The sequence below is a fragment of the Marinobacter bryozoorum genome, assembly GCF_023156245.1.
GTDB lineage: Bacteria > Pseudomonadota > Gammaproteobacteria > Pseudomonadales > Oleiphilaceae > Marinobacter > Marinobacter bryozoorum.
Genome location: NZ_JAKZAH010000008.1, coordinates 1 through 14,951 on the forward strand (window position 1 = coordinate 1; position 14,951 = coordinate 14,951).

15 protein-coding genes and 1 pseudogene are annotated in these 14,951 nt (G+C 60.3%); 7 read left to right on the forward strand and 9 right to left on the reverse strand.

The features are described from left to right. The 5 genes and pseudogenes from MLC59_RS06590 to MLC59_RS06610 all read left to right on the forward strand — a co-directional run. The coding region (locus MLC59_RS06590) for a branched-chain amino acid ABC transporter permease (RefSeq protein ID WP_248232354.1) at positions 1-788 on the forward strand (788 nt) is incomplete at its 5' end. After that, the gene (locus tag MLC59_RS06595; protein ID WP_248232356.1) at positions 788-1,795 is read left to right on the forward strand and encodes a branched-chain amino acid ABC transporter permease; all 1,008 of its coding nucleotides are present in this window, start codon (positions 788-790) and stop codon (positions 1,793-1,795) included. The genes MLC59_RS06590 and MLC59_RS06595, both read left to right, overlap by 1 nt. Next, a complete protein-coding gene (locus tag MLC59_RS06600) occupies positions 1,792-2,550 on the forward strand; it encodes an ABC transporter ATP-binding protein (RefSeq protein ID WP_248232359.1) in 759 nt (252 codons plus the stop codon). Before MLC59_RS06595 ends, MLC59_RS06600 begins: the two co-directional genes overlap by 4 nt. A gap of 17 nt (positions 2,551-2,567) precedes the next feature. Further along, positions 2,568-3,017 (forward strand): annotated as a pseudogene (locus tag MLC59_RS06605) (hemerythrin domain-containing protein); the annotation flags it as partial. A gap of 204 nt (positions 3,018-3,221) precedes the next feature. After that, positions 3,222-3,926: an ABC transporter ATP-binding protein gene (locus MLC59_RS06610; protein ID WP_248232653.1), complete on the forward strand. Its 705-nt coding sequence runs from the start codon at positions 3,222-3,224 to the stop codon at positions 3,924-3,926. 258 nt (positions 3,927-4,184) lie between these two features. Here MLC59_RS06610 and paaZ read toward each other — a convergent pair whose 3' ends face one another. From paaZ to paaG, 9 genes are all read right to left on the reverse strand, one after another. Then, the gene (paaZ, locus tag MLC59_RS06615; RefSeq protein ID WP_248232368.1) at positions 4,185-6,227 is read right to left on the reverse strand and encodes a phenylacetic acid degradation bifunctional protein PaaZ; all 2,043 of its coding nucleotides are present in this window, start codon (positions 6,225-6,227) and stop codon (positions 4,185-4,187) included. 94 nt (positions 6,228-6,321) lie between these two features. Continuing rightward, positions 6,322-7,401, reverse strand: a complete 1,080-nt coding sequence (gene paaE / locus MLC59_RS06620; RefSeq protein WP_248232375.1) for a 1,2-phenylacetyl-CoA epoxidase subunit PaaE — start codon at positions 7,399-7,401, stop codon at positions 6,322-6,324. A 12-nt stretch (positions 7,402-7,413) separates the two neighbouring features. Beyond that, positions 7,414-7,989 carry a 1,2-phenylacetyl-CoA epoxidase subunit PaaD gene (gene paaD, locus MLC59_RS06625; RefSeq protein ID WP_248232381.1) on the reverse strand — a complete coding sequence of 192 codons (576 nt, stop codon included), beginning with the start codon at positions 7,987-7,989 and terminating at the stop codon, positions 7,414-7,416. After that, positions 7,973-8,737, reverse strand: coding sequence for a 1,2-phenylacetyl-CoA epoxidase subunit PaaC (gene paaC / locus MLC59_RS06630; protein ID WP_248232654.1), 765 nt, complete (start codon positions 8,735-8,737; stop codon positions 7,973-7,975). The genes paaD and paaC overlap by 17 nt, the downstream gene beginning before the upstream one ends. 23 nt (positions 8,738-8,760) lie before the next feature. Continuing rightward, entirely contained in the window at positions 8,761-9,042 is a 282-nt protein-coding gene (gene paaB, locus MLC59_RS06635) for a 1,2-phenylacetyl-CoA epoxidase subunit PaaB (RefSeq protein ID WP_091853431.1), read from the reverse strand. A 13-nt stretch (positions 9,043-9,055) separates the two neighbouring features. Continuing rightward, entirely contained in the window at positions 9,056-10,051 is a 996-nt protein-coding gene (gene paaA / locus MLC59_RS06640; protein WP_248232383.1) for a 1,2-phenylacetyl-CoA epoxidase subunit PaaA, read from the reverse strand. A 393-nt stretch (positions 10,052-10,444) separates the two neighbouring features. Continuing rightward, complete coding sequence (gene paaK, locus MLC59_RS06645; protein WP_248232384.1) at positions 10,445-11,752, reverse strand: phenylacetate--CoA ligase PaaK; 1,308 nt, start codon at positions 11,750-11,752, stop codon at positions 10,445-10,447. A 54-nt stretch (positions 11,753-11,806) separates the two neighbouring features. After that, positions 11,807-12,253 (reverse strand): hydroxyphenylacetyl-CoA thioesterase PaaI, encoded by a 447-nt coding sequence (gene paaI / locus MLC59_RS06650; protein ID WP_248232385.1) that lies wholly within the window; start codon positions 12,251-12,253, stop codon positions 11,807-11,809. Positions 12,254-12,318: 65 nt separating this feature from the next. Continuing rightward, positions 12,319-13,110, reverse strand: a complete 792-nt coding sequence (gene paaG / locus MLC59_RS06655) for a 2-(1,2-epoxy-1,2-dihydrophenyl)acetyl-CoA isomerase PaaG (protein ID WP_248232387.1) — start codon at positions 13,108-13,110, stop codon at positions 12,319-12,321. Positions 13,111-13,564: 454 nt separating this feature from the next. Between paaG and MLC59_RS06660 the strand changes: the two genes are divergently transcribed. Then, positions 13,565-14,395, forward strand: a complete 831-nt coding sequence (locus MLC59_RS06660; RefSeq protein WP_248232390.1) for a hypothetical protein — start codon at positions 13,565-13,567, stop codon at positions 14,393-14,395. After that, entirely contained in the window at positions 14,395-14,895 is a 501-nt protein-coding gene (rimI, locus tag MLC59_RS06665; protein WP_248232397.1) for a ribosomal protein S18-alanine N-acetyltransferase, read from the forward strand. The genes MLC59_RS06660 and rimI overlap by 1 nt, the downstream gene beginning before the upstream one ends. The last annotated feature ends 56 nt before the right edge of the window (positions 14,896-14,951 follow it).

Sequence of the window (14,951 nt, forward strand, 5' to 3'; positions counted from 1 at the left end):
CGATGGGTGGCAGCCTTGCTCCGGTCCGGGTGGCAGGCTTCACGTGGAATGGGTGGCAACCTTCAGCGGTTTACGCAGGGCTGGGTATTCCCATGTTCTTCGCTATCATCCTCGCCGTTCTTTTGGCCTGCCTGGTGGGTATTGCCCTGCAGCGCCTGGCGATCGCGCCGGCCAGGAATGCCGATGTGGTCACGCTCATCATTATCACGATCGGTGCATCGATCTTCATTCGCGGCATCGCCCAGGTTGTATGGGGTAAGGACTATCACGTCGTCCCGGCCTTCAGTGGTGATGAGCCGATTCGTCTGGGCGGTGCCGTATTGAATTCCCAGAGCCTGTGGGTGCTGGGTGTTGGTGCGGTACTGGTTGTGGCCCTGATCCTGTTCTTTACCCGAACACTGATCGGTCGCGCTATTCTTGGTACCTCGATGAACAAGCTGGCAGCCCAACTGGTGGGTGTGAAAACCCAGATGGTACTGATGTTGGCTTTCGGTCTGTCCGCACTGCTGGGGTCCGTCGCCGGGGTTACCGTCGCTCCTATCACCTTCACCGCCTATGACATCGGTATTTTGCTTGCGCTCAAAGGTTTCGTGGCGGCCGCCATGGGTGGCCTGGGTAGTGGCCTGGGTGCTGTCGTTGGAGGCATTCTGCTTGGGGTGGTCGAGGCCATGACGGCCGGTTACATCTCTTCGGAATACAAGGATGCCGTTGCCTTCTCCATGATTCTCCTGGTCCTGTTTTTCATGCCCCGTGGTCTGTTCGGCGGCCGAACCGTGGAGCGTGTGTAATGTTTGATCGTTTCCTTGAATGGCGGATGAACTACGTGCTGGTGCTCGCCGTCATCGTTTTTGTGATTCCTCTCCTGATGGAGAACCCGTTTTATTTTGACCTGGCAACCCAGATCCTGATTATTGCCGCGACCGTGGTGGGTCTGAACCTGCTGGTGGGATATGCTGGGCAGATCAGTCTCGGCCATGCCGGCTTCTATGGCATGGGTGCCTATTTCAGCGCCGTTGCGACGACGACCTGGAGCTGGCCTCCGCTACTGGCGATGCTTGTGGCGGCTGCAGTAGTAGGACTTATCGCCTGGATTGTGGGGCGTCCCATCCTGAAGCTGAAAGGTCATTATCTCTCCATGGCCACCCTGGCGGTTGGCTTTATCATCGCGATTATTATCAATAACGAGAGTGAACTGACTGGTGGCCCGGATGGCATGGTGGTCGCTCCATTCAGTCTGTTTGGCTGGGAGTTGAGCACGTTCGGACTGTATTCCATGTTCGGTCTGGAGATTCCGGGCCACATTGCCTGGTACCTGGTGGCCGGGGTCCTGCTGCTGGTTGCGGTTGTCATCGCTCAGAACCTGATTGATTCCCCCCTTGGCCGGGCCTTGCGGTCCATCCACGGTTCCGAGATTGCCGCCCGTACGGTGGGTGTGGATACCGCGCGCTACAAGAGCATGGTCTTCGTTATCTCGGCGGTTTACGCGAGTATCATGGGGAGTGTGTTTGCTCACTTCACCGGCTTTATCACTCCCGCCATTGCAGGCTTTGATTACTCCATCGTACTGATCACCATGGTGGTGCTGGGCGGCATGGCCTCGCCCATGGGTGTCATCCTGGGTGCCGTGGTACTCAAGCTGCTGCCCCAGTTCCTGGCCGGTTTCCAGGAGTACGAGACAGCGATCTTTGGTTTCATTCTGATGGCCACCATGATTTTCATGCCCAAGGGCTTTTACCCGACGGCCATGAACGCCATTCGCAACAAGCTCGGGAAGTCGTCGGGAGGTAAGGCATGACGGTCATGATCGATGTCAAAGGCCTCGACAAGGAATTCGGCGGCGTGCATGCCATTGAGGGGCTCGAATTCTCGGTGGAGCAGGGGCAGATCTATTCTGTGATCGGGCCTAACGGTGCTGGCAAGACCACCCTCTTCAACCTGATCACCGGCTTCTACACGCCCACCCGGGGCGAGATTACGCTCAACGGTGAGAGCGTGGTGGGTATGGATCCCAACCGGCTGGCAGAACGGGGTATGTGCCGTACCTTCCAGCAGATGCAGATCTGCATGAACATGACGGCACTGGAAAACGTAATGCTGGGGCGCCACCTGAAGATTCGTTCCAACCTGCTCACTTCCATGTTCCGGCTTCCCTCGCTGCTGCGTGAGGAAAAGGCGTGCCGTGAGCGCTCGAAAGAGCTGATGGAGTTTGTGGGTTGTGGCGAGTATCTCAATACGGAGGCCTCGGCCATGTCTTACGGCGCCCTCAAGCGTCTTGAGATTGCCCGTGCCCTCGCGGCGGACCCGAAAATCCTGTTGCTCGACGAACCGGCTGCCGGTCTTAACGGCACCGAAACGGCGGAGCTGGAAGAGCTGATCCGCAAGGTGGCGGAACAGGGGGTGACGGTCATGCTGGTAGAGCACGACATGAAACTGGTGATGGGTATCTCCGACCGTCTGCTGGTGATCAACTATGGTCGCAAGCTGGCTGAGGGCACCCCTGAGGAAATCCGCAATAACCCAGATGTCATCGCTGCCTACCTGGGTGGCTGAGTGAAAGGGCAAGCATCATGAGTGAACAGAACCAGACCACGACTCCTGCCCGGTCGCGCAGCGAACAGGCAGTCGGCATCATCATCCGCGAGCACCAGGGACTGTGGCGGGTAATCGATCTGCTGGAGCAGCTTCAGCAGGACATGAATGTCAACGATCAGCGCCCGGACGAGGTGCTGTTCAATACCATTTTTGACTATATCCAGCATTTCTCAAACCGGGTGCACAGCCAGCCCACGGAGATCGTGCTGTACAAGAAGCTTCGCGAGAAGTCACCGGAAAGTGGCCCGCTGCTGGACAAGCTGGAGCGCGGCTATGTGATCGGCCACGAGAAGATCAATGAGCTTCGCGAACTACTGGCAACCTGCGTCAGGGGCTGGCCCAATGGCCGCGAAGACTTCAGCCACGCCCTGAGCCGCTTTACCCAGGCACTGCGCAAGCACATCAAGAAGGAAGAGGGGGTAGTGATCCCCCGGGCGAAGGAGGTGCTCAGCGAAGCGGACTGGACGGAAATCGCCGAGGCGCGGGATCAGCAGAACGATCCCCTGTTCGGTGACCGGGTCCGGGATGAGTTTCGGGAGCTGCGACACCAGATCGTCAGCTATACGCCCGAGCGCTTCGGTGGGCTGGGGCTGTCACACCCCACCAGTCGTCCTGAAACCGGCAAGGAGATGCTGGGCATTGAAGGGCTGGTCTCCTCCTATGGCCAGATTGAGGTGCTGCACGAGATCGACCTGAAGATCCACTCCGGTGAGATTGTGTCGCTGGTGGGCGCCAATGGCGCCGGCAAGTCGACGTTGCTAATGGCTATCTCGGGGCTTCAGCCCCTCGATAGCGGGAAGATGACGTTCGAGGGCCAGGACCTGAACCGTATGCCGGTGGACAAGCGGGTTTCCAATGGCATCGTCCAGGTGCCGGAGGGCCGCCAGGTGTTCAAGGATCTGAGCGTGCACGACAATCTTCGTCTTGGCTCTTATACCCGCAAGCAGGGGCCTGAGGTGGAGCGGGATCTGCAGAAGGTTTACGGCAAGTTTCCGATCCTGGAGCAGAAGCGGGACAACCTTGCCGGTGAGCTTTCCGGTGGGCAGCAGCAGATGCTGGCGATCGGTCGGGCATTGATGGCGAAGCCGCGGCTGTTGCTGCTGGATGAGCCTTCCATGGGGCTGGCGCCGCTGATCGTGGAGGAGATTTTCGGGATCATCCGTGAGCTGAAGGAGGAGGGCATTACGGTGTTCCTGGTTGAGCAGAATGCGTCGCAGGCCCTGGCGCTGGCTGACCGGGGGTATGTGCTGGAGACTGGTCGTGTGGTGCTTGAGGGTACCGGGCGGGAGTTGCTCAGTAACGAGAAGGTCAGGGAGGCCTATCTCGGGATGTGATTTGTGGCCCTATTGATTGGGTGCAGGGCCAGTGCCCGGGTAGGGCGTTCCGCGACACGCCGTGAATCCGTCCCTGGAGGCTCTTCGAAAACGTCCATGTTTTCGAAGGTCCCGGAACGCCCTACCCGGTCCCTGTCCTTCTGACACTGGGGGGGGGCTCACAAAAAAAGCCGGACTGGTTGTTAGCCAGTCCGGCTTTTTATTGGCTCGTTTGCCCAGCTCGGGGAGTGGGGAGCGGTTAACTCCCCAACCCCAAACTTACTGCTTCTTGGCCACCAACGTCAGAATGTCATAGCTGGCTACCAGCTCGTCGTTCTGGTTGGTTACTTCCACGTCCCACATGACCACGCCCTGGGGGTGACCCTCGGGAGAGGTACGGCCCTGGTCGATCTTGCGCTTGCAGGTCAGGCGGGCGCGGATGGTGTCGCCGGCGCCTACGGGGGTGATGAACCGCAGTGTGTCGAGGCCGTAGTTGGCCAGCACGGGGCCTTCACCCGGGTAGACGAACAGGCCAGCGGCAGCGGACAGGACGAAGTAGCCGTGGGCAATACGACGGCCGAACTGGGTTTCCTTCGCGGCGATTTCGTCAAAGTGCATGTAGAAGTGATCGCCGGAGAGGCAGCCGAAGTTGACGATGTCCGCCTCGGTTACCGTGCGACGGTGGGTCAGCAGGGACTCGCCCACCTGCAGGTCGTCGAAGTGGCGACGGAACGGGTGGATGTCGTTTTCGATGACCTTGGCGCCGCGGACGTATTCGCGGGTCACTGCGGACACCATGGTGGGAGAGCCCTGGATGGCTGTACGCTGCAGGTAGTGGTGTACCGCGCGGATACCGCCAAGTTCCTCACCGCCGCCGGCGCGACCCGGGCCACCGTGCTTGAGCATGGGCAGCGGGGAGCCGTGGCCTGTGGACTCTTTCGATGCTTCTGCGTCGAGGATCTGCAGGCGGCCGTGCTGGGCGGCCAGTACCGGGATCATTTCCGCAGCGATGGCCGGGTCCTTGGTGGTCAGGGTGGTGACCAGGCTGCCCTTGCCCTTGGCGGCAATGGTCAGGGCCTCTTCGATGCCGTTGTAGGGCATCAGGGTCGCGACCGGGCCGAAGGCCTCGATGTCGTGGGCGCCGCCGTCGTTCAGCGGGTTGCGGTTGATCAGCAGGTGCGGGGCAATGAACGCGCCATTTTCTACACCGTTACCGACGGGTTTCAGGCCTTCGGTCTTGCCGTAGACGCATTCGCTGGATTCCAGCAAGCGATCGATGGCGTCGTTGACGTCCCGCAGCTGGTCCTGGGAAGCCAGGGCCCCCATGCGTACACCTTCCTCGGCGGGGTTGCCGAAGGTGAGCTTGCCCAGGCGCTCCTTGATACGGTCAGCCAGGGCGTCCAGGTGCTCGGCCGGCACCAGTACACGGCGGATGGCGGTACATTTCTGACCGGCCTTGGCGGTCATTTCCTTGGAGACTTCCTTGGCGAAGATGTCGAACTCGTCGTCATCCGGGGTGACGTCCGGGGCCATGATGGCGCTGTTGAGGGAATCCGCCTCGGCATTGAAGGGGATGCTCTTCGCCATGATGTTGGGATGGTTCTTCAACTTCAGGGCAGTGCTGGCAGAGCCGGTAAAGGTGACAAAGTCCTGCTCCTCCAGACGGTCGAGCAGGTCGCCGGTACCGCCGATGATCAGCTGCAGGGCGCCTTCCGGAAGCAGGCCGGAGTCATTGATAACGCGTACTGCGGCTTCGGTGAGGTAGCTGGTGGCGGTTGCCGGCTTGACGATGCAGGGCATGCCCGCCAGGAACGCCGGCGCGAACTTCTCCAGCATGCCCCAGATGGGGAAGTTGAAGGCGTTGATGTGGACAGACACACCACGACGGGGCACCAGGATATGGGTGCCGTTGAAGTGGTTGTTCTTGCCCAGCTGGTTGACCGGGCCTTCGTGGGCCACGTTGCCGGAGGGCAGTTCCTTGCGGCCGGTGGAGGCATAGGTGAACAGGGTGCCAAAGCCACCGTCGATGTCGATCCAGGAATCGGCCTTGGTGCAGCCGGTGTGGAGGGAAGTGGCGTAGAGCTCATCCTTGCGGCCCTGGATGTAGATGGCCAGCTCCTTCAGGATGGCGGCGCGCTGCTGGAAGTCCAGGGCCAGCAGGCTTTTCACGCCAGTGTTGCGGGCGTAGTCGACGGCCTCACCGAAGTTGATGGTTTCTTCGTGGGTGTGGGCGACGATTTCGCCGTTGACGGCGCTGGGCAGGGCCTTTGCGGCGGTCTCACCGAACCACTGGCCTGCGATATAACTCTGTAGGACTGACATTGGCGTTCTCCCGGAATTACGTTGTTATCTGAATGTGTCTCAGGATAAGCAAAGCCGGCGCGGGCGCCGGCTCTGAGACTACTGCAAACGGTTCTTACACTTCGTCAAAGTCGAGCACGACCTTGTCGCTGACCGGATAGCACTGGCAGGAGAGCACGTAGCCCGCCTCCACTTCGTAGTCTTCCAGTGCAAAGTTGGCGTCCATTTCCACTTCCCCTTCTACCACCTTGGCCTTGCAGGTGGAGCAGACACCGGCCTTGCAGGAGAAGGGCAGGTCGGCACCCATCTCGTTACCGGCATCCAGGATGCTTTCGGTGTTGCGGGTCAGGTCGAAGGTCAGCGCACGGCCGTCGGCACGGACAGTGACTTCGCTCACGGCTGCCGGATCCACTGTGGTTTCTGCCCGGTCCTTGCGGGGCGCCTTGCCGCCGCCGGCGGGCGTGAACAGCTCGTAGTGGACCTTGTCTTTCGCCAGGCCATGGCGCTGCAGGGAGTCGCGCACGGTCTCGGTCATGATCTGCGGACCGCAGATGAAGGCGGCAGTGAGCTTGTCGGCGCTGAGCCAGTGATCAAACAGGGCATCACACTTGTCGGAGTCGATGCGGCCGTTGTACAGATCGATATCCTGCTCCTCACGGCTGAACAGGAAGACCAGGTTGAAACGACCCATAAAGCGGTTTTTCAGGTCTTCCAGCTGCTCCCGGAACATGGTGGTCGCCGTGGAGCGGTTACCGTAGAACAGGGTGACCTTGCTCTTCGGCTCGGCTTCCAGCGTGGTTTTCACGATAGACAGGATCGGTGTGATGCCGCTGCCTGCGGCCACGGCCAGGTACTCGCCTTCCCGCTCCGGGTCCAGTTCCACATAGAAGTGGCCCTGAGGTGGCATGACTTCCAGGGTCTGGCCTGGCTTGAGCTGCTCATTGGCGATGGTAGAGAAGCGGCCGCCGGGCACCTTCTTGACGGCGATGCGCAGTTCCTCATCCTTCACGCCAGTGCAGATGGAGTAGGAACGACGGACTTCCTCGCCGTCCAGGGTGGTGCGCAGCACCAGATGCTGGCCCTGGTGGTAGTTGAAGGTTTCTTTCAGGTCTTCCGGCAGGTCAAAACTCAGGGATACGGCGTCCCGGGTTTCCGGCCGGACTTCACGAATGGTGAGAGGGTAGAACTTGTTCATAATTGTTCTGCTCTAGATACATTTGAAGTAGTCAAAGGGCTCACGGCAGTCGAGGCACCGGTAGAGGGCCTTGCAGGCGGTGGAGCCAAACTCGCTGACCCGTTCGGTATGGTCGCTGCCACAGTGGGGGCAGGTGATGACTTCCTCCACACCTTTGAGAGTCAGCTTGCTGGAGCTGCCCACCGGCGGGGCAATGCCGAATTCCTGCAATTTGCGCCGGCCCTCCTCGGTGATCCAGTCTGTGGTCCAGGCCGGGGTCAGTACCCGGCGGATCCGGCCATTGCGGATGCCGGCCAGTTGCAGGGCCTCCTCAATGGAATCCTCGATCATCTCGGTGGCCGGGCAGCCGGAGTAGGTGGGGGTTACGTCCACCACCCACTCGCCGCCTTCCTCGGCAATGCGCCGGACCATGCCCAGCTCCACCACGCTGACCGCTGGCACTTCCGGGTCCTTTACTTCGTCGAGCAAGGCCCAGACGTCCGCCTCGGTGACCGGCTTGCTGCGGTCACGGGCGGGAATGCGGTCGCTGGCGATCACCGGCTGGTCTTCCAGCAGGGAGCGCGGCTCAGGTTTACCAGGTCTTGGCATCCGGATAGGCCCTTTGCAGGAACTGCATCTCGGCCAGGATAAAGCCCAGATGCTCGGTGTGGTGACCCACCTTGGCGCCGCGGTACATCCAGGCGTCTTCAGGTGGTGGGGTCAGGGTGGCCTCGGCGAGAACCTCGTTCACCAGGCCTTTCCAGTCAGCGACCAGCTGCTCCGGGTCCGGGCCAATACCGGCCTTGAACAGGGTCTGTTCGACCTCGTCAGCCTCGATCATTTCACCGGTAAAGCGCCACAGGTCATCCACGGCGGTCTGCATCCGCTGGTGGCTTTCCTCGGTGCCGTCACCAAAGCGCTTGACCCACTCGGAGGAACGACGCAGGTGATACTGAACCTCCTTGGCGGCCTTGGCAGCGATGCTGGCGATACGCTCATCAGGCGCCTTGGTCAGCGCGGCGATGGTGAAGTAGTGCCAGGCGTCGAAGAAGAACTGGCGCCCCATGGTGACGGCGTAATCGCCGTTGGGCTGCTCAACCATCAGGGCATTGCGGTAGTCATGGGCATCACGACGGAACGCCAGCTCGTCGGCACTGCGACCATCATCGATGAGTTCCGCCGCGTACTCGTACCAGTTGCGCGCCTGGCCCACCAGGTCGAGGGCGACGTTCATCAGCGCCATCTCTTCTTCCAGCGCCGGGGCCTTGCCGCACAATTCGCACAGGCGCTGGCCAAGGATCATGTCGGAGTCTGCCAGGCGCAGCAGGTATTCCTGCAACGCCTCTTGCTGTGTCATTGTCTTGCTCATGCCGGTCTCCCTTACATGTGGCCGACTTCGTCGGGCAGCTTGTAGAAGGATGCGTGACGGTAAACCTTGTCATCCGACGGATCGAACAGGATTTCCTTCTCGTCCGGGGAAGACGCGGTAATCGCGGAGGATGGCACCACCCAGATGGAGACACCCTCACTGCGACGTGTGTACAGGTCGCGGGCGTTTTCCATGGCCATTTCCGCATCAGCGGCGTGAACGCTGCCTACGTGCTTGTGGTTGAGGCCGTGCTTGCTGCGTACAAAAACTTCGTAAAGGGGCCAGTCAGCCATAATCTATCTCCTCTCAGGCAGCGTTCTGCTGTTTTTGTTGCTGTTTCTCGGCGTAGGCCTTGGCGGCCTCCCGTACCCAGGCGCCACCGTCGATGGCGTTCTTGCGGGTTTCAACGCGCTCTTTGTTGCACGGGCCATTGCCCTTGAGCACGTCGTAGAATTCCTGCCAGTCGATTTCGCCGAAGTCGTAGTGACCACGCTCTTCGTTCCATTTCAGGTCCGGGTCCGGCGCGGTGCAGCCCAGGAATTCAAGCTGCGGAACCGTCTGGTCAATAAACATCTGGCGCAGTTCGTCGTTGCTCTTGCGCTTGATCTTCCAGGCCATGGACTGCTGGGAGTTCGGAGACTGGTCATCAGACGGGCCGAACATCATCAGTGAGGGCCACCAGAAGCGGTTGATGGAATCCTGCACCATCTGCTTCTGCTCCTCGGTGCCTTCACGCATCAGGTCCAGCAGGATCTGGTAGCCCTGACGCTGGTGGAAGCTCTCTTCCTTACAGATGCGGATCATGGCGCGGGAGTATGGGCCGTAGGAGGTGCGCTGCAGCACGACCTGGTTGACAATGGCAGCGCCATCCACCAGCCAGCCGACGGTCCCCATGTCTGCCCAGCTCAGGGTCGGGTAGTTGAAGATCGACGAGTACTTCACCTTGCCTTCGTGGAGCTTGTCGATTTCTTCGTCTCGGTCCGCCCCCAGGGTCTCCATGGCGCTGTACAGGTACAGGCCGTGGCCGGCCTCATCCTGGATCTTGGCCATCAACTGGAGCTTGCGTTTGAGGGTAGGTGCGCGGGTGATCCAGTTGCCTTCCGGCAGCATGCCGACCACTTCCGAGTGGGCGTGCTGGGAGATCTGGCGGACCAGGGTCTTGCGGTACCCCTCCGGCATCCAGTTCTTGGCTTCGATCTTGGTTTCAGCGTCAATCTTGAGCTGGAACTCGCGCTCCTCGGGAGACATCTCCTCGAGGGACTTGACGCGCTTGGCGCCGGTTTCAACGAGCTGTGCGTACATGGTGTACCTCCGGTTCCGGTAAATAGGTTCTTGTTCCCGGGCGGGTGCGACACCGCTGGTGCGCACCTGAATCTCCTCAGCCCACAAGACCTGCTGGACGTTTGAACAATTATTTATGATACCTTGTGAAATATCAAGCGTATCATTTCTGTATCATGTTTTCTTTAAGATCATCTCGTCATAACCAGATAATGGTCAATTCGATAGGCTCTATATCGAGGTTTTATCGAGATTTTTGGTGTTTCGTCTCGGTCTTTCATTCCTGATACATTGGTTGAAGGCCTATGTGTCAAAAATGACGCCCTAAGTAGAAAAAAAGCCCCGTGTGAACGGGGCAAGGTCAGAGCAACAGGAGGTCTGCTCTACACGATGACTCGTTACTCTTCCTGGTTACTAGCGACGATCAAAGACCCGCTTGGCCTTGCCTTCGGAACGTGCCAGGCGGTTCGGCTCGGTGATGGTGATGCGGGTGCTGATGCCAATGAACGACTTGATGTTGTGGGCGAGGGTCTTGGCGTATTTTTCCCGCTCGCCGTCATCGGCACTGCCATGCTCCGGCTTGAGCTCACAGCGAATGTCCATGCAGTCCAGGTTGCCGTCCTTGTAGACCTCGATCTCGTAATGGGGTGACAGCTCCTGAACCCTCAGGATCTGCTCCTCGATCTGGCTGGGGAATACATTTACGCCACGGATGATCAGCATGTCGTCGCTGCGGCCGGTGATCTTGTCGATGCGGCGCATGGGGCGCGCGGTGCCCGGCAGCAGGCGGGTCAGGTCGCGGGTGCGGTAGCGCAGGATCGGCAGGCCTTCCTTGGTAAGGGTAGTGAACACCAGCTCGCCATACTCGCCATCGGCCAGCACTTCGCCGGTTTCCGGATTGATGATCTCGGGGTAGAAGTGGTCTTCCCAGATGGTGGGGCCGTCCTTCGTTTCGATGCATTCCATGCCCACGCCGGGCCCCATCACCTCGGACAGGCCGTAGATATCCAGGGCGTCGATGCCCAGGCGCTCTTCGATCTCTACCCGCATGGCATTGGTCCAGGGTTCGGCCCCGAAGATGCCCAGGCGCAGGGGCAGGTCGTGGGGGTTGATGCCCTGGCGCTCAATTTCGTCCGCCAGGTTCAGCATATAGGACGGCGTGACCATGATGATGTCCGGCTGGAAGTCCTTGAGCAGTTGCACCTGCTTCTCGGTCTGGCCGCCGGACATGGGGATTACGGTGCAGCCGAGCTTCTCGGCGCCATAGTGGGCGCCCAGGCCGCCGGTAAACAGGCCGTAGCCGTAGGCCACATGGACCTTGTCACCGGCATGGCCACCGCCGGCGCGGATGGAGCGGGCGACCACGTTGGCCCAGGTGTCGATGTCTTTCTGGGTGTAGCCCACTACGGTTGGCTTGCCGGTGGTGCCGCTGGAGGCGTGGACCCGGACAATCTGCTCCATGGGAGTGGCGAACATGCCGAACGGATAGTTGTCCCGCAGGTCGCCTTTCATGGTAAACGGAACCTTGGCCAGGTCCTCCAGGGTGTTGATGTCCATCGGTTTGAGGCCGATCTTGTCAAACGCTTCCCGGTAAAACGGCACATTGGTGTAGGCGTGGTTGATGCTCCACCGCAGGCGCTGAAGCTGTTCGTGGCGCAGTTCGTCAATGCTGGCGGTTTCCAGGGGGTCGAGGGGACCGATTTTTTGCATGGGTAAGGTCATGATGCTATTCCCGGTTTGGACTTGTTGATGAGTGACGGGTCCGCTTGATCGTTTTTATTGCGTTTCGCCCTGTTCGCGAACGCTGCCCTGGACCTGATAGGACTTGCCGCGGAACAGTGCGACGGTCCTGCCATCCTGGTTGGTGATTTCAATGTCATAGACGCCGGTACGGCGACCCCTTGCACGCTCAGTGGCGATCGCAGTGAGGGTGTCGCCGAGTTGGCCAGCGGCCATGTATTCAATGCTGCACCCGGCCGCAACCGTGGCCTTGTCGTAGGTATTGCAGGCGAAGGCGAACGCTGAGTCGGCGAGGGTAAACAGATAGCCCCCGTGACAGTTGCCGTGGCCCTGGATCATGCGCTCGTCGACAGTCATGGTCAGGGTGGCGGTGCCGGGGCCAATGGCTGTTATCTGCATGCCCAGGTTCTGACTGGCATGGTCGCGACTGAACATCGCGTCGGCGCACTGTCTTGCCAGGGTCTGGGGGTCGGTTTCGGTCATTGTTGTTGGCTCCCCGTGAATTGGTTTGAAGCGGGTGGCGGGGCGCAATCGGGCGCCCCTTTGAATCAACGGCCCTTGAATTGGGGCTGTCGTTTTTCCATGAAAGCGGCCACGCCTTCCCGGTAGTCTTCGCTCTGGCCTGCCTTGCGCTGCAGGTCCCTTTCCAGGTCGAGTTGCTCATCCCAGGTATTGGTGGTGCTGGCGTTCAGCGCCTGTTTGATCAGCGCCAGGCCGGCGGTGGGCTGGCTGGCGAAGTGTTCGGCCATCTGGCGGGTTTCCTCTGCCAGGGCTTCGTCATCCACGCAACGCCAGATCAGGCCCCAGGCTTCTGCCTGCTCCGCCTTGATCTTGTCGCCCAGCAGGGCCATGCCCTTGGCGCGGGCCATGCCGGCAAGGCGGGGCAGTATCCACGTGCCGCCGGAGTCGGGTACCAGTCCCAGCTTGCAGAACGCCTGTACAAAGCTGGCGGAGCGGGCGGCCAGCACAATGTCACAGCTCAGGGCGATATTGGCGCCGGCACCTGCGGCAACGCCGTTAACGGCACAGATCACTGGCACCGGAAGGTCTCGCAGGGTGCGGATCAACGGGTTGTACCAGGTTTCAATGGAGTAACCGAGGTCCGGCGCAGCCTCGCCGGGCGCCACGTTGCGATCGCCCAGATCCTGGCCGGCGCAGAAGCCGCGGCCGGCCCCGGTCAATACCAGAACGCGAACGGAATCGTCCTGGCGTACCGTTTCGAGGGCGGTGCGCAGGGCTTCATGCATCTCGGCATTGAAGCTGTTCAGGCTCTCGGGACGGTTGAGCGTGATGCTGGCGACTCCTTGCTCGATGGTAAGGAGGATGCTGTCTTGGGACATGGTGAGCTCCATTGTTCTTGTGGCCTGTAGTCAGGCGAAGTGTGGTATCAGTATAGGCCCTAATTGACACTCGTCAATAATATGAAAATTGATTTATGTATCGCTTTTGGTCGTAGATTGGTTAGCAAGTTGAAGGTTTTCAGTGTGGTCATGAATCGGTAAGTTGCTTTCATAATTGATAAAAGTCTTTTTTTGGGGGAGCTGGTGGAAGTTTGCTCAAGTACTTCGTGATACAAGAAAATGGCTTTTATAATTTTTTGATGTGTAGTTTGGCTAGCGGGGCTGGTCGTTGTCACGGGGGTAACGACGCCGGGATGGCGCTGCTATACTGCGCTTTTGGCCGGTGAGCCCGCTGGGAATCCTTGGGAGTCCATGTTCATGCACTACCTCCATCTCCATGTTCCTGTTTCTGCAGTGCCTGGCGCATGCCCGGAACCAGCGGAGGAGGTGGCCTGTGAATGAAGAGCTTCGCCAGTTTGCCCTCGGCGTGGCCGGCGTGCGGTTGTGGTACGCCAGGTCACCGCTGCCCGGTGCAGCACCCAGCCCGGAATACGACTTCGGTGAAGAAGGCGGGACTGAGATTGAAGGTGCAGAGTCTGTAACAGAGTTAGCCAGGACAGCTTCATCGCCACCCCAGCGGACGCCTTCTGCTGCATCCCGTCAGGGGCTTGCCCGTCTTCAGGGTTTGCTTGCGGAAGATGGTTCACGCCGGGTACGGGAAACCAAAGGCAATGAGCCGCCTGCTGTTTCATCGTCGGAGGCGGTTGCCTCACCTCCGCCTGCAGTCCCTGACGTGGAAGAGACTGCGCAGGCGGTGGAGGTCAGTTCCGCTGGTAGCATGCTGGCCGGTAAGGCGGTGTCGTTGCACTGGCGTTTCTGGCATGGAGGCCGCTGGTTGCTTGTGAGTAGCAGTCCGCATGAGGCCGGGTACGGTCTCGAAGACCGGCTGGCGACGAATATCCTGAAGGCGTTGGGCGATACCGTAGAGCGCACCGAGACCTTGCGTTGGCCGGTGTTCAGCAATCCTGCGGTGCCGGGCAACGATGCTGCAGGCGCGGTGGAGGTCCTGGGCGCCCTGGCTAAGGACGTCCAGGTTTCGCGACAGCTCTGGCTGGGGTTGGAGCCGGATAACCCCGAATCCGGCGACGCCGTTTTGTGGCGGTCGTTGTTGGCGCCGCTGGGGGAGGCTGCGGTTTCGTTTCCTAATAGCCTTGCGGCGTTATCTTCGGATCCTGCCAGTAAGCGGCGTTTGTGGCGATCACTCCAGAGTGTCGAGGCCGGCTGATGCGCCTGCCCGGCAGGACGGCGGAGCATTATCCCGCGGTGAGGGTGCGGCCGCTGGTTCAGGGCGATCTCCCGGCCATACTGGATATCGAACACCAGGGGTATTCGCACCCGTGGAGCGAGGGTGTCTTCCGGGATGCCTTTCGCTCCGGTTACCAGGTGATCGGCATAGAGCAGGCAGGGCGGCTTGAGGGCTATGCCGTGCTTGCCACCCTGTTTGACGAGGCCCACCTGCTCAACCTGTGTACCCGGCCAGCCAGTCGCGGGTTGGGCTATGGCAGGCGGTTACTGCGTGAACTGTTGATGGATGGGGCTCGCCGTGGGCTGCAGCGGCTGGTGCTGGAGGTCCGCGTGAGCAATCAGCCGGCCCGGCACCTCTATCAGAGCGAAGGCTTTGTCGTCGTCGGGAAGCGTCCGGGCTATTATCCGGATGGCGCCGGGCGAGAGGATGCGGTGGTCATGGCGCTGGGGCTTGCCGGGCCTGCCGATCCTACAGCCTGAAGCGTTTGTATCCTGCCCGCTGATCAGCGAAAATGCGCAGCTTTTCACCACTGACC